The 19,216-nt window shown below is 58.3% G+C and carries 20 protein-coding genes, 2 rRNA genes and 1 other RNA gene; 20 read left to right on the top strand and 3 right to left on the bottom strand.

Going from position 1 to position 19,216, the window contains the following annotated elements; translation table 11 throughout:
• The 14 genes from KXD86_RS14350 to KXD86_RS14415 all read left to right on the top strand — a co-directional run.
• Positions 1 to 224, top strand: a 23S ribosomal RNA gene (locus tag KXD86_RS14350); the annotation flags it as partial.
• A 79-nt stretch (positions 225 to 303) separates the two neighbouring features.
• Positions 304 to 418 (top strand): 5S ribosomal RNA (gene rrf / locus KXD86_RS14355).
• A 116-nt stretch (positions 419 to 534) separates the two neighbouring features.
• Positions 535 to 2,085, top strand: a complete 1,551-nt coding sequence (locus KXD86_RS14360) for a 2-isopropylmalate synthase (RefSeq protein WP_218636848.1) — start codon at positions 535 to 537, stop codon at positions 2,083 to 2,085.
• Positions 2,086 to 2,117: 32 nt separating this feature from the next.
• Positions 2,118 to 2,927, top strand: a complete 810-nt coding sequence (locus KXD86_RS14365; RefSeq protein ID WP_218636849.1) for a 2-isopropylmalate synthase — start codon at positions 2,118 to 2,120, stop codon at positions 2,925 to 2,927.
• Positions 2,927 to 3,412 (top strand): ribosomal protein S18-alanine N-acetyltransferase, encoded by a 486-nt coding sequence (gene rimI / locus KXD86_RS14370; RefSeq protein ID WP_218636850.1) that lies wholly within the window; start codon positions 2,927 to 2,929, stop codon positions 3,410 to 3,412. The genes KXD86_RS14365 and rimI overlap by 1 nt, the downstream gene beginning before the upstream one ends.
• An 89-nt stretch (positions 3,413 to 3,501) precedes the next feature.
• Entirely contained in the window at positions 3,502 to 5,082 is a 1,581-nt protein-coding gene (prfC, locus tag KXD86_RS14375; protein ID WP_218636851.1) for a peptide chain release factor 3, read from the top strand.
• Positions 5,083 to 5,101: 19 nt separating this feature from the next.
• Positions 5,102 to 5,878 (top strand): TatD family hydrolase, encoded by a 777-nt coding sequence (locus KXD86_RS14380; RefSeq protein WP_218636852.1) that lies wholly within the window; start codon positions 5,102 to 5,104, stop codon positions 5,876 to 5,878.
• Between the two features lie 208 nt (positions 5,879 to 6,086).
• Positions 6,087 to 6,515: a 50S ribosomal protein L13 gene (gene rplM, locus KXD86_RS14385; protein ID WP_218636853.1), complete on the top strand. Its 429-nt coding sequence runs from the start codon at positions 6,087 to 6,089 to the stop codon at positions 6,513 to 6,515.
• Between the two features lie 12 nt (positions 6,516 to 6,527).
• A complete protein-coding gene (gene rpsI, locus KXD86_RS14390; protein ID WP_218636854.1) occupies positions 6,528 to 6,920 on the top strand; it encodes a 30S ribosomal protein S9 in 393 nt (130 codons plus the stop codon).
• 242 nt (positions 6,921 to 7,162) lie between these two features.
• Positions 7,163 to 7,756: a ubiquinol-cytochrome c reductase iron-sulfur subunit gene (gene petA, locus KXD86_RS14395; RefSeq protein WP_218636855.1), complete on the top strand. Its 594-nt coding sequence runs from the start codon at positions 7,163 to 7,165 to the stop codon at positions 7,754 to 7,756.
• Entirely contained in the window at positions 7,756 to 8,988 is a 1,233-nt protein-coding gene (locus KXD86_RS14400) for a cytochrome b (RefSeq protein ID WP_218636856.1), read from the top strand. Before petA ends, KXD86_RS14400 begins: the two co-directional genes overlap by 1 nt.
• Positions 8,988 to 9,743: a cytochrome c1 gene (locus tag KXD86_RS14405; protein WP_218636857.1), complete on the top strand. Its 756-nt coding sequence runs from the start codon at positions 8,988 to 8,990 to the stop codon at positions 9,741 to 9,743. Before KXD86_RS14400 ends, KXD86_RS14405 begins: the two co-directional genes overlap by 1 nt.
• A gap of 108 nt (positions 9,744 to 9,851) precedes the next feature.
• The gene (locus tag KXD86_RS14410; protein WP_218636858.1) at positions 9,852 to 10,481 is read left to right on the top strand and encodes a glutathione S-transferase N-terminal domain-containing protein; all 630 of its coding nucleotides are present in this window, start codon (positions 9,852 to 9,854) and stop codon (positions 10,479 to 10,481) included.
• Positions 10,482 to 10,540: 59 nt separating this feature from the next.
• Complete coding sequence (locus tag KXD86_RS14415) at positions 10,541 to 10,948, top strand: ClpXP protease specificity-enhancing factor (protein ID WP_228739614.1); 408 nt, start codon at positions 10,541 to 10,543, stop codon at positions 10,946 to 10,948.
• A gap of 48 nt (positions 10,949 to 10,996) precedes the next feature.
• On the opposite strand, the gene KXD86_RS14420 is transcribed toward KXD86_RS14415, so the two are convergent.
• From KXD86_RS14420 to KXD86_RS14430, 3 genes are read right to left on the bottom strand one after another with little or no spacing between them, the layout of a single operon-like run.
• A complete protein-coding gene (locus KXD86_RS14420) occupies positions 10,997 to 11,587 on the bottom strand; it encodes a D-sedoheptulose-7-phosphate isomerase (protein WP_218636860.1) in 591 nt (196 codons plus the stop codon).
• A gap of 9 nt (positions 11,588 to 11,596) precedes the next feature.
• Complete coding sequence (locus KXD86_RS14425; protein ID WP_218636861.1) at positions 11,597 to 11,962, bottom strand: YraN family protein; 366 nt, start codon at positions 11,960 to 11,962, stop codon at positions 11,597 to 11,599.
• Between the two features lie 25 nt (positions 11,963 to 11,987).
• Complete coding sequence (locus KXD86_RS14430) at positions 11,988 to 13,919, bottom strand: penicillin-binding protein activator (RefSeq protein ID WP_228739603.1); 1,932 nt, start codon at positions 13,917 to 13,919, stop codon at positions 11,988 to 11,990.
• A gap of 75 nt (positions 13,920 to 13,994) precedes the next feature.
• Here KXD86_RS14430 and rsmI point away from each other — a divergent pair, with 75 nt between their 5' ends.
• From rsmI to KXD86_RS14460, 6 genes are all read left to right on the top strand, one after another.
• Positions 13,995 to 14,891, top strand: a complete 897-nt coding sequence (gene rsmI, locus KXD86_RS14435; protein WP_218637170.1) for a 16S rRNA (cytidine(1402)-2'-O)-methyltransferase — start codon at positions 13,995 to 13,997, stop codon at positions 14,889 to 14,891.
• A gap of 54 nt (positions 14,892 to 14,945) precedes the next feature.
• Positions 14,946 to 15,296, top strand: an RNA gene (gene rnpB, locus KXD86_RS14440) — RNase P RNA component class A.
• Positions 15,297 to 15,601: 305 nt separating this feature from the next.
• Positions 15,602 to 16,054, top strand: coding sequence for a division/cell wall cluster transcriptional repressor MraZ (gene mraZ, locus KXD86_RS14445; RefSeq protein WP_218636862.1), 453 nt, complete (start codon positions 15,602 to 15,604; stop codon positions 16,052 to 16,054).
• On the top strand, positions 16,051 to 17,034 hold the full coding sequence (gene rsmH / locus KXD86_RS14450; RefSeq protein WP_218636863.1) for a 16S rRNA (cytosine(1402)-N(4))-methyltransferase RsmH: 984 nt from the start codon (positions 16,051 to 16,053) through the stop codon (positions 17,032 to 17,034). Before mraZ ends, rsmH begins: the two co-directional genes overlap by 4 nt.
• A 2-nt stretch (positions 17,035 to 17,036) precedes the next feature.
• Entirely contained in the window at positions 17,037 to 17,441 is a 405-nt protein-coding gene (gene ftsL, locus KXD86_RS14455) for a cell division protein FtsL (protein ID WP_218636864.1), read from the top strand.
• A gap of 33 nt (positions 17,442 to 17,474) precedes the next feature.
• Complete coding sequence (locus KXD86_RS14460) at positions 17,475 to 19,214, top strand: peptidoglycan D,D-transpeptidase FtsI family protein (protein ID WP_218636865.1); 1,740 nt, start codon at positions 17,475 to 17,477, stop codon at positions 19,212 to 19,214.
• Positions 19,215 to 19,216 lie beyond the last annotated feature (2 nt).

Below are 19,216 nucleotides of genomic sequence, written 5' to 3' on the forward strand. Positions count from 1 at the left end.
CGCTGGTGTTCGGGTTGTGTCGCCAGACGCATTGCCCGGTAGCTATGTTCGGATAGGATAACCGCTGAAAGCATCTAAGCGGGAAGCCCCTTCCAAGATGAGATCTCCCTGGACCTTCGAGGTTCCTGAAGAGCCGTTCAAGACCAGGACGTTGATAGGTCGGGTGTGTAAGCGCTGCGAGGCGTTGAGCTAACCGATACTAATTGCTCGTGCGGCTTGACTATATAACACCCAAGACAATTGCGGATGACGCAACGAAATCAACATCACTCTATCTCGTCCCCCCAGTGATCAACCGTTTTGTCTGACGACCATAGCGGCTTGGAACCACCTGATCCCATCCCGAACTCAGAAGTGAAACAGGCCTGCGCCGATGGTAGTGTGGCATTGCCCATGTGAGAGTAGGTCATCGTCAGACTCTTAATACCTGAAACCCCAGCTTCTTCGAAGCTGGGGTTTTTTATTGCCCTCTTAAAAGTCACCGTCGGTGGTATACTCCTGTATCCAAGCCAAATTAATTGATGGAGCCTGCGAATGCCCGTCCACGACCATCTGGTTATCTTCGACACCACGCTCCGTGACGGCGAGCAAAGCCCCGGTGCCACCATGAACAAGGCTGAGAAGCTTCGGATCGCAAAAGCGCTGGAGAAGCTTCGTGTCGATGTGATTGAGGCCGGCTTTGCCATTGCCAGTCAGGGTGACTTCGAGTCGGTGAAAGCCATCGCAGAGTCGATCAAGGAATCAACCGTCTGCAGTCTGGCCCGGGCGCTGGATAAGGATATCGACCGGGCGGCGGAAGCCATTCAGCCTGCCGAGCGTGGACGGATCCATACCTTCATTGCAACGTCGCCCATTCATATGAAACACAAGCTCCAGATGCAGCCGGATGACGTTGTTGAGCAGGCAGTGCGTGCCGTCAAGCGAGCCCGTAGCCACGTTGATGACGTCGAGTTTTCCTGTGAGGATGCCGGTCGTTCGGAATTGGATTTCCTGTGTCGGATCATTGAGGCGGCGATCGATGCGGGTGCTCGTACGATCAATATTCCGGATACCGTTGGCTACGCCATTCCCGAACAGTTCGGTGACACCATTGAGAAGTTGCTGACGCGAATTCCCAATGCCGACAAGGCGATTTTTTCAGTTCACTGCCACAACGACCTGGGCCTGGCAGTCGCCAATTCCCTGGCGGCGGTGACCAAGGGTGCACGCCAGGTGGAGTGTACAATCAATGGGTTGGGTGAGCGTGCGGGCAATGCCTCATTGGAAGAGTTGGTGATGGCGGTAAGGACGCGCCAGGACCTCTTCAAGATTGATACCCGAATCGACACCCGGCACATTGTCCCGGCCTCCCGTCTGGTTTCGACCATCACCGGGTTTCCCGTCCAGCCCAACAAGGCCATTGTCGGAGCGAATGCGTTTGCCCATGAATCCGGCATTCACCAGGACGGCGTGCTGAAGCACCGGGAAACCTATGAAATCATGCGCGCCGAAGATGTTGGCTGGCACACCAACAGTCTGGTGCTTGGCAAGCATTCCGGTCGTAATGCGTTCCGTACCCGTTTGCTGGAACTGGGTATCCAGTTCGAGACGGAAACCGAGCTCAATGAAGCGTTTACCCGATTCAAGGCATTGGCGGATCTGAAGCACGAGATCTTCGACGAAGATCTCCAAGCCATTGCCAGCGATACCCGCCAGAAAGAAGAGGTCGGTCGCTATGGTCTGGTGTGCATGCAGGTGTGCTCCGAGACCGGAGTGGTACCCAGGGCCAGCATGACCCTGACTCTCGACGGCAAAGAGCACAAGGTAGAGGCTGAAGGCAGTGGGCCGGTTGATGCCACCTTCAAGGCGATCGAATCACTGGTGGATTCCGGCTGCAATCTGCAACTCTACTCGGTCAACAACATCACCAGCGGCACCGATGCGCAGGGTGAGGTAACTGTCCGGCTCGAGCGCGGCGGACGGATCGTAAACGGTGTGGGCGCGGATACCGATATCATCATCGCGTCTGCCAAGGCGTACATTGAGGCGCTCAACCTCATCAGCCGCGGTGGCATCCGGCAGCATCCTCAGGTTGCGGATGTTTAAATGCAATTGATCGGACGTGCCAGGCAGCCCCAATGATGCAATCGGAAACCCAGCGACAGTTCTATCTTGGCATGGCCGGCGTGCGACTCTGGTACGCCCGAGATGCCCTGCCCGGAGCGGCGCCCAGCCCGGAGTATGTCTTTGATGAAGAACAGGGCTCTGATACCTGGGTGCCTGAGCAGCCCCTCCCTTCGCCCTCGGGTAGTCAATCACCGGGTGCAGCCTCGTCGGGTGATGCTCGGAAGGAAGCGGGTGCCGTCAGGGTGGCGAATCTCCAGGCGCTAATGGAGGACGCCCAGTCGAATTCCAGCCAACCGGAGCCGGCAGACGTCCCGGCCGAGCCCCCGGAGGCGGAAGAACATCAAGGGCCTGGCGCAGAAGAATCGATGCCAGAGGCCAAAAGCGCTGAGCCGATGCCCGAGCTCAATCTTCAGCTTTGGGTGGGGCGCGATGTATCGCTGGTCGCAAGTCTGTCGACCGAGGCGAGCCTGCGTTTGCAGGAAACCCTGGCTGAAAACATCCTCAAGAGCCTGGGTGAGACTGAGCTTCGAAAAGTGGGGCCGGTCCGCTGGCCCGTGTTCAATAATTTACGGGCGCCCGGCAACTCGATGGCGGACCTCAGGGCGGTCCTCATGCACGCGCTGTCTGAGTTACAGGGGCAGAAAGTCGTTGCCCTGGGCTTGGCGGGGCCTGACGGGTTCGAGAGCGAGCAGAGTTGGCTGCACCATCTTTCAGGAACCCGTCCGGACCTCGACTTTTCGGGCACCCTGGCCGAGTTGGCGTCCAACCCGTCCCAGAAGCGGGCTTTGTGGCAGCAGCTGAAATCACTGGCAGGACGGTAATGCCGGAATCAGAGACCTTTCGAGCGGTCATGAACGGTGACCTGGATATCCGGCACCTCGCCCGGGAAGACCTGCCGCAGGTCCTTGAAATCGAGCGACAGAGCTATTCCCATCCTTGGGCCGAAGCCGTCTTTCAGGATTGTTTCCGGGACAACTACCGTCTATGGGCCGCCTGCCAGGGGGATGTTCTGATTGGGTACGCCGTGGTCGCCTATATGGTGGATGAAGCGCACCTCCTGAATCTCTGCGTCCATCCCGGCCGGCAGGGTCAGGGCTTGGGTCGACAGCTGCTGCGTCACCTGTTGGCCGAGGCGGGCCGGGAACAGATCCGGCAGACCATTCTGGAGGTCCGTCTGAGTAATGATGCCGCCCACCAGCTTTACCTGGCTGAGGGATTCGACGAAATTGGCCGGAGACCGGGCTATTATCCTGACGCCGAAGGGCGCGAGGATGCCCGCGTGATGGCGTTCCGGTTCAGTGCCTAGGCCCACGACTGGAACGGTTCGCGTAAGCATCGCTTAGCCCCTATAATAGCCGCTTTCTCGGAACATCTGATTCAGGTTGCCTCTCTACTATGTCAAACCTTTCCCAGGAAGTGGCCAAGCGCCGCACCTTCGCGATTATCTCGCACCCGGACGCCGGTAAGACCACCATCACTGAAAAAGTCCTGCTGTTCGGCCAGGCGATTCAGAAGGCCGGTACCGTGAAAGGGAAAAAATCCGGCCAGCATGCCAAGTCCGACTGGATGGAAATGGAAAAGGAGCGGGGGATTTCCGTCACGACCTCGGTGATGCAGTTTCCTTATGGCGGTAAACTCGTCAACCTGCTGGATACTCCGGGTCACGAGGACTTCTCCGAGGATACCTACCGCACTCTGACGGCGGTCGACTCCTGCCTGATGGTGATCGACAGCGCCAAGGGCGTCGAGGAACGAACCATCAAGCTGATGGAGGTGACTCGCCTACGTGATACCCCCATCCTCACCTTCATGAATAAACTGGATCGGGATACCCGCGACCCCGTTGAACTGATGGACGAGGTCGAGGATGTCCTCAAGATCGCCTGCGCCCCGATTACCTGGCCGATCGGTATGGGGAAGAGTTTCAAAGGGGTTTATCACCTGTACCGGGACGAGGTTATTCTGTATCAGTCCGGTCAGGGCCATACGATTCAGGACACCCGGATCATTGCCGGCCTCGATAACCCGGAACTCGACGAGGCGATCGGAGCCTACGCGGGGGATCTGCGGGACGAAATCGAACTGGTGAAAGGAGCGTCTCACGAGTTTGACCGGGACGCGTTTCTGGCCGGCGAGCTGACGCCCGTTTTCTTTGGTACCGCCTTGGGTAACTTTGGTGTCGATCACATGCTGGATGGCCTGGTTGAGTGGGCGCCGCAGCCACAGCCGCGGGAAACCGATCAGCGTCTTGTGGAGCCCGTGGAAGATGGGTTCTCCGGGTTTGTTTTCAAGATTCAGGCAAACATGGATCCGCAACACCGAGACAGGGTTGCGTTCCTTCGAATCGTCTCGGGAAAATACACGCAGGGAATGAAGGCCCGTCATGTCCGGATTGGTAAGGAAGTGCGCTTCTCCGATGCATTGACCTTCATGGCGGGTGACCGGGAGCATGCGGATGAAGCGTTCGCCGGCGATATTATCGGCCTGCATAACCATGGCACCATTCAGCTGGGTGACACCTTTACCGCCGGCGACGACATGAAGTTCACCGGGATTCCGAACTTTGCCCCCGAACTGTTCCGTCGCATCCGCCTGAAAGACCCCCTCAAGGCCAAACAGCTTCAGAAGGGCTTGATTCAGTTGTCGGAAGAGGGCGCGGTCCAGGTGTTCCGGCCGCTGAGGAACAACGACCTCATTGTCGGTGCGGTTGGTGTGCTGCAGTTCGACGTCGTAGTCAGCCGCCTCAAGAGCGAATACAAGGTTGAGGCGATCTATGAGCCGATCAACGTGGCGACGGCTCGCTGGGTAACCTGCAAGGATGAACGCAAGCTTGACGAATTTCGGCGCAAGAACAATGACAATCTGGCGCTTGATGGCAGTGATCGGCTCGCCTACATTGCTCCGACCATGGTAAATCTTAACCTCGCGCAGGAACGGTTTCCCGACGTCGAGTTCCACAAGACTCGGGAGCACTGAGGCCCGGCTGGAGGTGTGAGTGCGATTTGTCGATGCTCATTGCCACTTTGATTTTCCCCGATTCGATGGGTGTCGGGACAGCGAGCTCGAGCGAGCGCGGGCTGCCGGCCTGGTCGGGCTGGTGATACCCGGGGTGCGTCGGGCGGACTGGGAGCGGGTTCGGGCAACAGCCCTGGCGTTCCCGGAAGGGTTCTACTGTCTCGGGGTTCACCCGTGGTTTGTGGCCGAGCACCACGACAGTGACCTGCAACTGCTTGAGGATCTGGTCAGTCGGTGCCCGGATCGATGTGTTGCCATCGGTGAGTGCGGCCTTGATCGTGTTCATGGCGACCTCGATCAGCAATGGCCCTGGTTTGAGGCGCAGGTTGCCCTCGCTGCACGGCAGCAGTTTCCCCTGGTGATTCACTCCGTCAGAACCCATGATGAGGTGCATGGCGCACTGAATCGGGCGAACTGGGTTGGGGCGGCGCTCGTGCATGGGTTCTCCGGGAGTTACCAGCAGGCCGGTAAGCTGGTCGATCTGGGCTGTTACATTGGGATTGGCGGAGTGATTACCCATCCGGGTGCCCGCAAAACCCGTGAAGCGGTCGCGAAGCTGCCGCTTGGCGCCCTGGTGCTCGAAACCGATGCGCCGGATATGGCGCCTGCCGGTGTGGAAAAAGGCCGTAATTCCCCGGCCAACATGGGTTTGGTGCTGAACGCCCTGGCAGAACTCCGTGGGATGAGGGTCGAAGCGCTGGCGCCGATTCTGCTGGAGAATGTTCGTCGGTTGTACCGCTGGCCGGAGGCGGCATAGGGGAATAACGAAACACCGGCGTGCGGGGTTGGCTTTCTGTAGTGGTTCGAGTATACTTCGCGCCCTGGCTTTTCAAGGCGATGTCACTGTCTCAGCCCCGAACGGTGTCACTGCCGCATTAATTACAGGTACAGAACCTCCTCCGGATGCCAAGCATTTACCGGTGGTGGTTTTTAACGTTTCTTATATAGCGTTCAAGGCGGAATCAATGAAGACTCTGAGTGCGAAACCAGAAACAGTAAAACGTGACTGGTACGTTGTAGACGCAGCCGGCAAGACGCTGGGTCGTCTGTCAACCGAAATCGCCCGTCGTCTGCGGGGCAAGCATAAGCCTGAGTACACCCCTCATGTAGACACTGGCGATTACATTGTTGTTATCAATGCAGGCCAGGTGCGGGTTACCGGCAACAAGTCATCTGACAAGATGTACTACAGTCACACCGGCTTTCCGGGTGGAATCAAGTCCATCAACTTCGAGAAGCTGGTGGACAAGGCGCCTGAGCAAATTATCCAGAAGTCTGTCAAAGGCATGCTTCCGAAAGGCCCGCTCGGCCGCGCCATGTTCAAGAAGCTGAAAATCTATGCCGGCGCTGAGCATCCTCACGCAGCCCAGCAGCCCAAAGAACTCGACATTTAACGGAAGGCGGATATGTCTGTAGCACAAAATTACGGTACTGGTCGCCGCAAGACATCCACGGCTCGGGTCTTTATCAAGCCGGGAAGCGGTAACATTTCCATCAACGGTCGCACCATCGAAGATTTCTTCGGTCGTGAGACTCTGCGCATGATCGTTCGTCAGCCGCTGGTTGTCGCTGAATCTACCGATCGCTTCGATATCAACATTACCGTCAAGGGTGGTGGTATCAGTGGTCAGGCTGGCGCGATTCGCCACGGTCTGACTCGTGCCCTGATGGATTACGATGAAACTCTGCGTCCGGCGCTGCGCAAAGCGGGTTACGTCACCCGTGATGCTCGTGAAGTCGAGCGTAAGAAAGTGGGTCTGCGCAAGGCGCGTAAGCGTCCTCAGTTCTCCAAGCGTTAATACCGCTGGAGCAGGATCCAGGAAACCCGGCCGATTCGGTCGGGTTTTTTTATGCCCGGATGATGTCGGAGCGAATTGATCTGGAACAGGGATGGGGCCGCCCGAGGCGGCTATCCGACTTGTAAGCCCCTGGTAATTTCATTACCATTTGGGCGCTTATATTTTTGGGTTGTGAAGTCCTTTTGATGCACATTGCCGGCTGTTTGGCGGGCTGTGACATCGCCTGATGGGAGAAAACCATAATGAGTAATGGCGACGTGAGCCAAGGCCGGCGCCGGTTTCTGATCGGTGCTACGTCCGTGGTAGGTGGAGTCGGCGTCGTCGGTGCGGCAGTTCCGTTCGTGGCATCCTGGAATCCCAGTGCCAAGGCAGAAGCAGCTGGTGCACCGGTAACCGTCAATGTCAGCAAGATAGAGCCGGGTCAACAGATCACTGTTGAGTGGCGGGGTAAGCCTGTCTGGATTATCCGCCGTAACGAAGAGATGCTGCAGAACATCGAGAAGCTGAACGACAAAGTGAAGGACCCCCAGTCCGAAGCGCCGCAGCAGCCTCCTTACATCGATGGTATCTATCGGGCGTTGAAGCCGGAGATTGCAGTGATCGTGGGCCTGTGCACCCACCTTGGTTGTGTGCCGTCCTATCGTCCAGAGGTCGCTCCGGCGGATTTGGGTGAGGATTGGCTCGGTGGTCTCTTCTGCCCGTGTCATGGTTCGAAGTACGACCTTGCCGGTCGCGTATACGAGGCGCAGCCTGCTCCCCTGAACCTCGAGGTTCCGCCTTATCGTTACGACGATGACGCGACCCTCACGATTGGTCTTGACCCGGAGGCAGCGTAATGCAGAAGTTCATTCAATGGGTAGACGAACGTCTGCCGGTCGTTGAAGCCTGGAACAAGCACCTTGGCAAGTATTACGCGCCAAAGAATTTCAATATCTGGTACTTCTTCGGCTCCCTCGCCATGCTTGTGCTGGTCAACCAGCTGGTTACCGGCATCTGGCTGACCATGAGCTACAACCCGTCGGCGGAAGGCGCGTTTGCCTCCGTTGAGTACATCATGCGGGACGTGGAGTGGGGCTGGTTGCTCCGTTACCTGCACTCCACGGGCGCATCGGCGTTCTTTGTGGTGGTGTACCTTCACATGTTCCGTGGTCTCATGTACGGCTCCTATCAGAAGCCTCGGGAGCTGATCTGGATCTTCGGCATGCTGATCTACCTGGTGCTCATGGCCGAAGCCTTCATGGGCTACCTGCTGCCGTGGGGCCAGATGTCTTACTGGGGTGCCCAGGTTATCGTTAACCTGTTTGGCGCGATTCCCGTAATCGGTGAAGATCTGTCCCTGTGGATTCGTGGTGACTACCTGATCTCGGGGATTACCCTGAACCGATTCTTTGCATTGCATGTTGTGGCTTTGCCAATCGTGCTGCTTGGTCTGGTGGTGCTTCATATCCTGGCGCTGCACGAAGTGGGGTCGAACAATCCTGACGGTATCGACATTAAGAAGAACAAGGACGAGAACGGCATTCCCAAAGACGGCATTCCGTTCCATCCGTATTACACCGTGCACGACTTGCTGGGTGTAGCTGTGTTCTTCTTCATCTTCTTCGTTGTGGTCTTCTTCTTCCCGGAAATGGGCGGTCTGTTCCTGGAAAAGCCGAACTTTGAGCCGGCTAACGCACTGAAAACTCCCGCGCACATTGCGCCGGTCTGGTACTTCACGCCGTTCTACGCGATGCTGCGGGCGGTAACGGTTGATCTGTTCGGTCTGCCTGCCAAGTTCTGGGGTGTGGTCGTCATGGGAGGGGCCATTGCCATTCTGTTTGTGCTGCCCTGGCTCGATAAGAGCCCGGTCCGGTCCATGCGTTACAAGGGCTGGCTCAGCAAAATCGCCCTCGCGATCTTCGCCGTCAGCTTTGTCGTTCTGGGCTATCTGGGTCTGGTTCCGGCAACTGCCGGGCGGACCACAGTCGCGCAGATTCTGACCGTGCTGTACTTCCTCTACTTCATTCTCATGCCGTTCTACACGCGGATGGAAAAAACCAAGCCAGTGCCAGAGAGGGTGACAGGATAATGAGAAAGCTGATTTTTGGTCTTTTCATCGCATTCCTGCCGGCTCTCGGGCTGGCTGCCGGTGGTGGGGTTGCGCTCGATCATATCGAGACGGATCACACCAACAAGGAGTCCCTGCAGCGTGGTGTGGCTCTGTTCAGCAACTACTGCATGGGGTGTCACTCCATGGAGTACGCTCGCTACAAGCGTGTTGCCGACGATCTTGAGATTCCGGCAGAGCTGTACGAAGAGAACCTGATCTTCACCGGTGCCAAAATCGGTGAGCTGATGAAGAACTCCATGAGCAAGGATATGGCGGCAGACTGGTTCGGTGCACCGCCACCGGACCTGACGCTGGAAACGCGTCTGCGCGGCGAGTCCTGGGTTTACTCGTACCTGCGCGGCTTCTACGAAGATGTCAGCCGTCCGCTGGGCGTCAACAATGTGGTCTTCCCAAACGTGGGCATGCCGCACGTGTTGGTCGATCTGCAGGGACTGTGTGCCGTTGCACCGAACATCGGGGTTGAAGCGAGTGTTGAGCCGCTGAGTGGCAACATCAACAACGCGGATGCCTGCCCCGAGTACGCCACTGAAGGCAGCATGTCGGCCGCGGAGTTCGATCAGGCCATGTACGACCTGACCAATTTCATGTCCTACATGGCGGATCCGATCAGGGTCGAGCGTGAGCGCTTGGGCATCTTTGTTCTGATCTTCGTGGCCATCTTCTTTGTCTTCGCCTACCTGCTCAATCGTGAGTACTGGAAGGACGTACACTGAGAAATAGGGTATAATCCCGTTTCCTGATTTCCAGCGGGCAATAACCGGCCCGCTGGAATTTGCGTTTTTTCGGGATCATTTCGGTTTGTTTACTCGTGAGGTAGTTCTATGGGCGTTGTGACCAAGCGGTCATCAATGACGTTTTTCTCGGATCCGGCCAGTCACTACAGCCACAGGGTGCGTATCGTGTTGGCAGAGAAGGGTGTTACCGTCGACATTGTTGACGTGGATCCGGATAACCCGCCGGCCGAGTTGGCCGACCTGAATCCGTACAATGCCCTGCCAACCTTGGTGGATCGTGATCTGGTGCTGTACGAGCCCAACATCATGATGGAGTACCTGGACGAGCGTTTTCCGCATCCCCCGCTGTTGCCGGTTTACCCGGTAGCCCGGGCCAATAGTCGCCTGATGATCCATCGGATCCAGCGAGACTGGTGTGGTCTGGTTGACCAGATTCTGGCGCAGCCGAATGCCAAGGCTTCGGACGCGGCTCGCAAGGAGTTGCGGGAAAGTCTTCTGGCTACGGCGCCGCTGTTCGGTGAAATGCCATTCTTCCTGTCAGAGGAATTCACCATCGTCGATTGCTGCATTGCTCCGATCCTGTGGCGCCTTCCGGCCCTCGGCATTGAGCTGAACGACAAGCAGGCCCGCCCGTTGCAGAAGTACATGGAGAGCATCTTCAGTCGGGATGGCTTCAAGGCTAGCCTCTCCGACCTTGAAGAAGACATGCGCAGCTGAATTGGCGACTCCCGTAATACCGGGCCAGGAGAGAGGCAGTGCCTGATAGCAAAATCACCATGACGTCCAGTCGGCCGTACCTCGTTCGGGCTTTTAACGAATGGATCCTGGACAACGACTGCACCCCCTATATCGTGGTGGATGCCGGCGTTCAGGGTGTTCAGGTGCCGACCGAGCATGTGGCCAACGGGCAAATCGTGCTCAACATCAGCCCCGGGGCTGTCCGGGGGTTGGTGATCGGAAATGGGGCGTTGGAGTTCAGCGCCCGTTTTGGTGGCGTGCCCATGCAGGTCTTCATCCCCCTGCAGGCGGTTATGGCGATTTACGCCAAAGAGAACGGCGAGGGCATGGTGTTTGGCAGTGAGCCAGGGTCACCCGATCCGGACGGTACCAGTGACAGGGACGACTCTCGTCCAGGTGGCGACGAACGACCATCCGGGCGACCAACCTTGAAAGTCGTTAAATAGCACGCCGACCAGTAGTCCCAGAAAAGCCAGCAATCGCTGGCTTTTTCTTTATCCCCCGAACAGTTTGCTGTCGATCAGTCCGCACAGGGCGTTGATGATGACCAGTAGCAATGGTGTCGCCTCGGTGGGGGGCAGGTCGTTCAGGGCGATTTCGTGATCCTCCGGGTGCATGAGCGAGGTAATGTCGGATTTCTCGCGGGCGCTCAGCACCACGACATTCATCTCCCGGTCGTGGGCGGCCTGAATTGCCTGGATCAGGTTGGCCTTGTGGCCATCGTCGACAATGACGAACAGCAGGTCTCCGGGCTTTCCAATCGCTCTGACCTGGCGGGAAAAGGTGTCATTGAAACGATTGTCCCGGCAGATAGCGGAATAGGTGGTTGCGTCGGCGCCCAGGTTGATGGCTGGCAGCGCCGGACGGTCCTGATCGAACCGATTCAGCAGGGCGGTACAGAAATACTGGGCCAGGATATTGGCATTGCCGTTGGCGCAGGTGATGATTTTCCCATCCTGAAGCAGTGCGTTGACGAAGGCATCAGCAACCTCCCCAATGGCCGGGCCGACAGTGCTGGCCGCCTGGGCAGTCTGTTCCATGTGGCTGGCAAACCATTGGTTGATCTGGTGTTCGGTGTCCGTCATCGTGCCTTTCTATCCTGCCTGAATTGCATTTTTAATCCATTGTACCCGGTATCTCTTGGCCGTTCCCGGGTTGATGGCAATCACATCGATGCGACTCTGCGCGTTCCACAGGCCGTGTTTATGGAGGTAGAAGGACGCCGCCTTCAAAAGCCGTTTCTGTTTGGCGAACGTGACTGAGCTGGCCGCGTCCGTCAGGCTGCTGGCACCGCGATAACGCACTTCGAAGAAAACCAGTGTGTCTCCGTCACGTCCGATCAGGTCGATTTCGCCGCCACGGTTGTAGACGTTGCGTTCAGAGATGGTTACGCCCTGACTCATGAGATACCGGGCAGCCACGCCTTCATAGTGATTGCCCAGTGCTTTGCTGCCTTCCATGGCCTGCGTGTCCCGGGTAGGTGGATTACTGTGGCAGATCCTCGGGCCCACTGCGGTCTTCCTGCGCGGGCTCTGCGAGTCGTGGCTCAGGATCCGGTATCAGCTTTGGGGTGCCGTTCTGGAACTGCGCCCAAAGCTGCTCGCGGTGAATGCTGCCTTGGGGGGACATGGTCAGAACGCCGGTTTGTCCGTCAATGGAGGCCGTTTCGACCTGCCTCAGAAGCGGTAGCCGCTTGCTCAACTGCCAGGCGTCAGCCCCCATGGCGAACAGTCGGCCGAGTTGGCCCCTGGTGCCTGACAGGTGCTCGTCGGCTTTCATGCGCAGTTCATTGGCTTCGCCAAGAACCCAGGGTGTGTCGGTGAAGATGACCCGGTTCAGATCCCGGTCCCTGGCGGCATCAGGTGTGCCCTCGTAGACGATGGATGGGGAGTAAACCGGGAGGCCGCCGCCGAAGTAGTAGGCAAACAGGGGTTTGAATTGGCGGGCAATGGTTGGTTCAGCCACCATCACGATGGCATCGGCGTCCTGCCGGCGCCGGGGCTCGAACTCCACGTCCAGTCCAATGGTTTGCTCCACCTGAATGGCCCGGTCCCGGGACGTTGTAATGCCAAGCAGGTCCGCTGTCACGGCGCGGAGATTGTCGTCCCGGAAAAAGCGCTCGATATCGAGGGCTGAATGGCCGTTGGCGGCCATTCGTTGAAGAAGGGCGGTCTCCACCCTGTCACCCCATTCGCCCTGGGGAATCAGAACCAGGGGGTGGCGAAGGTCCTCTGCGGCAAGCCGATCGGCAATCTGGCGGGCCTCGTCTTCTGCGGACAGACCAAACTGGTAAAGGCCCTCCGGTACGTTCTCATTGGTTGGCAGGTAATTGAGCCCCAGAGCGGGCACCGGAAGCGTGTTCATGGTGCTGAGTTGGGTCAGCGCCTCCTTCTCAAGTGGGCCGACGATCAGGTCGACATCCTTGGCCGAAAGCTCCTTATACAGTTCCGTGAACTCGGAGTCAGAGGTGTCGACGATGCGGATGTCTGTTTTGGTCCGGTCAACGGATTCATCAAGATAATAGGCTGCAATAAAGCCATCGCGAATGGCCTTACCGGCGGTCGCCAGTGGACCGTTCAGCGGCAGGGCCAGCGCGATCGTTTCCGGGCGGCTGTCGGCCAGGGACGCAATCAACTGCAGCTCTGATGGTAGAACCTGCGCCGCCGGATGCCCGGGCCAGTTGTTTTGCCAGCTACGAATGGAGCGCCCCTGCGCCTCCAGTTCAACCCCCGGTGCGCGTGCCGATGCGGCGAGTTCCAGCCAGCCCTGCGTCTCGTAGCCGATCGCGCTGCCGCTCGCCGCGTTCAGTTCGTCATCTGATACGGTTTTGAGCAACTGCCAAATCTGGTCATGCAGCTGTTGAGGGTTGGCGCTACTGTCGGTCTGTGTTTGCAGGACGAGGGTCATGGCCGCGGGCAGGGGCTCGCCGGCCAGGGCGAACGCCTGCGCTTGTAACTGGGCGGCGCGGCCCATCAGTTCCGGGCTGTAGTCGGTAATGCTATCGGGAGACAGGTCTGCGACCAGTGTGCGGGCCCAATTGCTGTCATCCAGAGCGGTCGCGCTGGCCAGGGCCAGGAGACGCTTCTGGCTTTCCAGTGCCGGTTCCGCTTGCGCCAACTGGGAACTTTGCAGTAGCGTGCGAGCCGCCTCATGCTTGCCCTGGTCCTGAAAGCGGCTGGCGATGCGAAGCAGATAACGCTGAGCGGCTTCCCGGTTGGTTTCCTGGCCAGCAAGCTCAAGTGCCTGCTGCGGGGTCTGGGCGACATGGGACTGCAAGTTAACGCTGGCACAACCGGCGGACAGCAGTGCCACAGTAAACGCGGTGGCGAGGGCTCGGTGTTTGGTGGGGTTCTTGATCATGGCAAGCTCGAAATACTCCGGATGATTGGGCTTGTGGCGCCGATCTAACGGTGGCAAGTTTAACAGCTCCGGGGTCAATTCACATGACGTAAGTGTCATGGTGTGGGTGTCAGCAACAACGAGGCAGGCGATTTGAAATCCGAGGGAGAGGGGTCGGTATCCGTAACCGGCAATAAAGATGGGGCCGCCGGTGTTCTCTACATCGTCGCGACCCCGATTGGTAATCTCGACGATCTGTCTCCCCGGGCCGCCGCCATCCTCGCCCGGGTTGATGTGGTCGCGGCGGAAGACACCCGTCACAGCGGGCGTTTGCTGCAGCATCTTGGGCTTCAGAAGCGACTCGTCGCGCTACACGACCATAATGAGCGGGATCGGGCGGGCAGCATTCTGGATGAGCTGGCGCGTGGTCGCAGTGTTGCGTTGATCTCGGATGCCGGTACGCCCCTGATCTCGGATCCGGGATACGTGCTTGTTCGCGAGGCGCGGAACCGAGGGTTCACGGTCTCGCCCATCCCGGGGCCGTGTGCCCTGGTGGCGGCACTCAGCGCCGCCGGCCTGCCGACGGATCGGTTTCTGTTCGTCGGCTTTTTGCCCGCCAAGCGAACGGGGCGTCGCGCCGCGCTGGAGCCGCTGCGTAAGGAGTCGGCAACGCTGGTGTTCTATGAATCCCCGCACCGGATACTGGATGCCATGGGTGATATTTCGGCCGTTCTCGGTGAAAGTCGTGAAATCGTATTGGGTCGCGAGCTGACCAAAACCTTCGAAACTTTCTATTCGGGAACCGTCGCAGAGGTGCTTGGCGCACTTGAGGCTGACCCCCACGGGACCAAAGGGGAGTTCGTGGTGATGATTCGGGGGGCGGACCCAGTCGGCAGTGAAGGGGACGAAAGCGCGCTGGATACTGACCTCCTGATCAAACTGTTGCTTCCGGAGTTGCCAGTGAAGAAAGTGGCCAAGCTGGCGGCTGAGCTCAGCGGGCGCTCGAAGAACGAACTGTATCAGCGGGCATTGGAGCTCAAGCAGGACTGAGCCGGGCAGCGAGTTTTCCTTGCAAGGCCAATACGGCAGGAGTATTGTCTCGCCCGAGCTCGCCAGACAGTCGCCGCCGGTTTCGCCGGGGGAGGAAAGTCCGGGCTCCGTAGGGCAAGGTGCCAGGTAACGCCTGGGCGGCGTGAGCCGACGGAAAGTGCAACAGAAAGTATACCGCCTAAGCACCCTCGGGTGCCGGTAAGGGTGAAACGGTGCGGTAAGAGCGCACCGCGTGGCTGGCAACAGTCCACGGCGATGGTAAACCCCACCTGGAGCAAGACCAAATAGGAATCCAATGGCGTGGCCCGCGCTGGATTCGGGTAGGTTGCTTGAGGCCTGTGGTGACGCAGGCCCTAGATGAATGACTGTCCAAGACAGAACCCGGCTTATCGGCGAGCTCGCCTTCCTCCCGTCCCGGTGTGACGCGGTTCATTCTCAGCAGATTTCCGTTATAGCTAAAAAATCTTAAACCTAACTTGCCTTCTTCAAACATTTTTGCAGGTGTTTGATTTTTCACCTTTTCTTTTTCGTAATCTCTCCGATTTCTCAAAACCTCGCCTGTAACCTCTTGTCATAAAAGGAACTTTTGCTAGTGCGACGCCATTCGCGGCGCTTGCATTGTGTAATGCGTGTTTCTATAGTGTGCAGAAGTGGGAAAAAGTGGTTTCTAGTGGTTTTTTGTGGGTTTCTAGGTCCCAGAGACGGTAAAAATGAGCAAATTCCTCGGCAGCAATGCCATCAATATGGATGCGAAGGGTCGCCTGGCGATCCCCGCCAAGGTGCGCGAAGAGCTCGCGCAGACCTGTGGTGGGCGCATTGTATTGACGGCCAATGCCGATGAAGAGCGTTGTTTGCTGGTTTACCCCGAACCCGAATGGGAAGAATTGCGTCCCAAGATTGAAGCACTGCCCAATATGAACAAGGCCGCTCGTCGGCTTCAGCGCTTGCTGCTTGGTAATGCTGCGCCCATGGAGTTGGACTCTGCGGGGCGTATCCTCATTCCGCCGACCTTGAGAAGCTATGCCCACCTTGAGAAAAAACTGATGTTGATTGGCCAGGGTAAAAAACTGGAGCTCTGGAGCGAAGAGCGCTGGTTCGCTTGGCTGGATGAGTCCTCAGACGACGATGAGATGCCGCCTGAAATGGAGGCGCTCTCCTTATGACCGCCGATCGCAAGCAGGGGCACGGGGCAGCGCTTCCGCATCGCTCGGTGCTTCTGGACTCGGCGGTCGACTATCTGGTCAATGACCCCGAAGGAAACTACGTGGACGCCACCTTTGGCCGAGGTGGTCACAGTCGGCTCATTCTGGAACGCCTGGGGCCCGATGGACGTCTTCTGGGCATCGATAAGGATCCGGAAGCGATCAGTGTCGCTGAGCAGTTAGCCATCAAGGATCCGCGCTTCTCCTGGTTCCACGGCTCTTTCGCGGAACTTGAGCTTGCGCTGGCGCGTCGGGAATGGGATGTGGTGAACGGGGTATTGATGGACCTGGGCGTGTCCTCCCCGCAACTGGACGACGCCTCCAGGGGGTTCAGCTTTATGCGGGATGGACCTCTGGACATGCGGATGAATCCGCAGCAGTCGCCCAGTGCGGCCGAATGGCTCGCTGAAGCCGACGAGCAGGACATCGCCAACGTGATCTGGCGATACGGCGAGGAGCGGTTTTCTCGTCGTATCGCCCGTTTGGTTGTGGCGCGCCGCCAGGAAGAGGCGATCGAAACGACTCGCCAGTTGGCCGAGCTGGTCAGTGAGGCGGTGCCCAAGAAAGAAAAACACAAGCACCCGGCGACCCGGACCTTTCAGGCTATCCGGATATTCATTAACCGGGAGCTCGAGGATCTGGAAATTGGCTTGCAGGCCGCCGTTGATCACCTTGGTCCGGGTGGCCGACTGGTCGTGATCAGCTTTCATTCGCTCGAGGATCGTGTGGTCAAACGGTTCATGCGAGATCTGGCGCGCGGGCCGCAACTGCCCAAGGGCATACCGGTAACCGCGGAGCAAGAGGCGTCGGCATTCCGGTTAATCGGCAAGGCCGCCAAGGCGAATGCAGAGGAAGTCAGTGACAACGTCCGGGCCAGGAGCGCAGTGATGCGGGTCCTGGAACGTATCGATACCAAAGCGAACTCGAAGGGGAGTGCGTAGCCATGGGCGCCGTAGCCATAGAACAGCCGGTAAAGACGGCCAAGCTAAACAAGCAGCGAGTGCGCGATGGCGTCGCGACGGCCGTGCGGATCTCACGGCAGGTCTTCGATGCTACTCGCCAGCGCAATGTGTTGATTTCTCTGGCACTGGTGACCTTGCTGGTGGCCTCGTCCATTGGCGTAGTCGTCAGTGCCCACGAGAACCGTGAGCTATTCAACACCCTGTCTCATTTGCAGAGTGAGCGTGATCGCTACCAGCAGGAGTGGAGTCAGCTGCTTCTGGAGCAGAGTGCGCTGAGCGCCCACGGGCGCGTGGAGAATCTCGCTGCTGCGCGGTTCGGAATGGTGGTTCCGGGGCGTCAGGATATTGTTTTGGTGCCGCTGATGTCACCGACGTCAACGCCGTAATACACGATAACAACAACCGTCAGGGTGATCGATTTGTCCGGTCAGGAAACACAGACAACATGGAGCCAGCGATTGGTGTCCGGCCTGAAAGCCTGGCGCTACTGCTCTGTGCTGGGCGTTTTCCTGATGGTCGTGGCCGGTCTCGGCTGGCGGCTGGTTGATCTCCATGTCGTCGATAACGAATTCCTTCGCAAGCAGGGCGACGTCCGTACCATCCGGGTGGAGACCATCGATGCCCACCGGGGTGTCATTTCAGACCGCTATGGCGAACCGTTGGCGGTCAGCACGCCGGTTCAGACCATCTGGGCCAATCCCTCTGAGGCGGATGCCGGCGAGCCCCGGCTGGCCAACCTCGCTCGCTTGCTTGACATCAGTGAGGCGGGCTTGCGCGAGCGCCTGAACGATTATGCCGGCCGGGAGTTTATGTACCTGCGGCGGAAGGTGCAGCCGGAATTGGCGAATCAGGCGATGGCCCTGGACATCGATGGCATATACACCCGCCAGGAGTATCGTCGTTATTACCCCGCCGGAGAAGTGACCGCTCACATTGTCGGTTTTACCAACATTGACGAGCGTGGCCAGGAAGGCATGGAACTGACCTATAACCAGTGGCTGTCCGGCGAATCCGGTCGCAAGCGGGTGCTGAAGGATAACCGTGGCCGCGTGATCAAGGATCTCACGCTGATTCGGGATGCCCGCCCAGGGCACAGTCTCCAGCTCAGCATCGATCTGCGCCTTCAATACCTGGCCTACCGTGAACTGAAAGCCGTGGTTCATGCTCACGATGCCCGGGGTGGAACCCTGGTCATGCTGGACGTGGACACCGGCGAAGTGCTCGCGATGGTCAACCAGGGGTCCTACAATCCCAATGACCGCAGTCAGTTGGCGCCAGAGAATCTTCGGAACAAAGCGATCACGGACCTGTTTGAGCCCGGATCGACCATGAAGCCGGTGACCATGGCCGCCGCACTTGAAACCGGGAAATACACGGTTAACACCACCATTGATACATCGCCGGGCTACCGGCGTTTTGGTCGGTTTACCATCCGGGACCATCGCAATTACGGCGTTATGAACCTCACCGACATCATCGCCAAGTCCAGCAACGTGGGAATCAGCAAGATTGCCACCGACATCGGCGGTGACACCATTCGGGATCTGTATAGCCGGCTGGGTCTCGGTCAGCCAACGGGCATCGGATTTCCCGGCGAGGCGGTCGGCGTCCTTCCGTCTCCGCCAAAGTGGCGCCCGGTTGAGGAGGCGACCCTTTCCTATGGATACGGTATGAGCGTAAACGCGCTGCAGTTGGCCCAGGCCTATATGGTTATTGCCAATGGCGGTGTACGGTATCCATTGAGCCTGATCAAGCTTGACGGGGAACCTGAGGGGCAGCGGGTACTCTCAGAAAAGGTGACCTACGAAGTTCGGAACATGCTCCGCGAGGTTGTTTCCCGCGGTACCGGCAAGCGTGCCCAGCCTGGCTTTTACTCGGCGGGTGGCAAAACGGGGACCGTTCATCTCGTTGGCAAGCAGGGTTATGAAGACAGCCAATACAAGGCGATATTCGCGGGTATGGCGCCAATTGATAACCCCAGAATTGTAACGGTTGTGGCCGTTGATGCGCCGCAGTCCGGCGAGTACTACGGCGGTGAAGTAGCCGCTCCGGTATTTGCGCGGGTCATGAGTGACGCACTTCGACTGTTGAATGTGAAGCCTGAACTGGAAGTCGGTGGCACGAAAGTGCCCGGAAAGACCGCCGGGGAGCGAGGGTAAGC

Origin of the sequence: Marinobacter arenosus (genome assembly GCF_019264345.1) — a bacterium.
Lineage (GTDB): Bacteria > Pseudomonadota > Gammaproteobacteria > Pseudomonadales > Oleiphilaceae > Marinobacter > Marinobacter arenosus.

Bases quoted from the DNA above. Each gene is read 5' to 3' on its own strand.
- KXD86_RS14360 (WP_218636848.1), top strand. From the start codon at position 535: ATGCCCGTCCACGACCATCTGGTTATCTTCGACACCACGCTCCGTGAC.
- KXD86_RS14365 (WP_218636849.1), top strand. From the start codon at position 2,118: ATGATGCAATCGGAAACCCAGCGACAGTTCTATCTTGGCATGGCCGGC.
- rimI (WP_218636850.1), top strand. From the start codon at position 2,927: ATGCCGGAATCAGAGACCTTTCGAGCGGTCATGAACGGTGACCTGGAT.
- prfC (WP_218636851.1), top strand. From the start codon at position 3,502: ATGTCAAACCTTTCCCAGGAAGTGGCCAAGCGCCGCACCTTCGCGATT.
- rplM (WP_218636853.1), top strand. From the start codon at position 6,087: ATGAAGACTCTGAGTGCGAAACCAGAAACAGTAAAACGTGACTGGTAC.
- rpsI (WP_218636854.1), top strand. From the start codon at position 6,528: ATGTCTGTAGCACAAAATTACGGTACTGGTCGCCGCAAGACATCCACG.
- petA (WP_218636855.1), top strand. From the start codon at position 7,163: ATGAGTAATGGCGACGTGAGCCAAGGCCGGCGCCGGTTTCTGATCGGT.
- KXD86_RS14400 (WP_218636856.1), top strand. From the start codon at position 7,756: ATGCAGAAGTTCATTCAATGGGTAGACGAACGTCTGCCGGTCGTTGAA.
- KXD86_RS14405 (WP_218636857.1), top strand. From the start codon at position 8,988: ATGAGAAAGCTGATTTTTGGTCTTTTCATCGCATTCCTGCCGGCTCTC.
- KXD86_RS14410 (WP_218636858.1), top strand. From the start codon at position 9,852: ATGGGCGTTGTGACCAAGCGGTCATCAATGACGTTTTTCTCGGATCCG.
- KXD86_RS14415 (WP_228739614.1), top strand. From the start codon at position 10,541: ATGACGTCCAGTCGGCCGTACCTCGTTCGGGCTTTTAACGAATGGATC.
- KXD86_RS14420 (WP_218636860.1), bottom strand. From the start codon at position 11,587: ATGACGGACACCGAACACCAGATCAACCAATGGTTTGCCAGCCACATG.
- KXD86_RS14425 (WP_218636861.1), bottom strand. From the start codon at position 11,962: ATGGAAGGCAGCAAAGCACTGGGCAATCACTATGAAGGCGTGGCTGCC.
- mraZ (WP_218636862.1), top strand. From the start codon at position 15,602: ATGAGCAAATTCCTCGGCAGCAATGCCATCAATATGGATGCGAAGGGT.
- rsmH (WP_218636863.1), top strand. From the start codon at position 16,051: ATGACCGCCGATCGCAAGCAGGGGCACGGGGCAGCGCTTCCGCATCGC.
- ftsL (WP_218636864.1), top strand. From the start codon at position 17,037: ATGGGCGCCGTAGCCATAGAACAGCCGGTAAAGACGGCCAAGCTAAAC.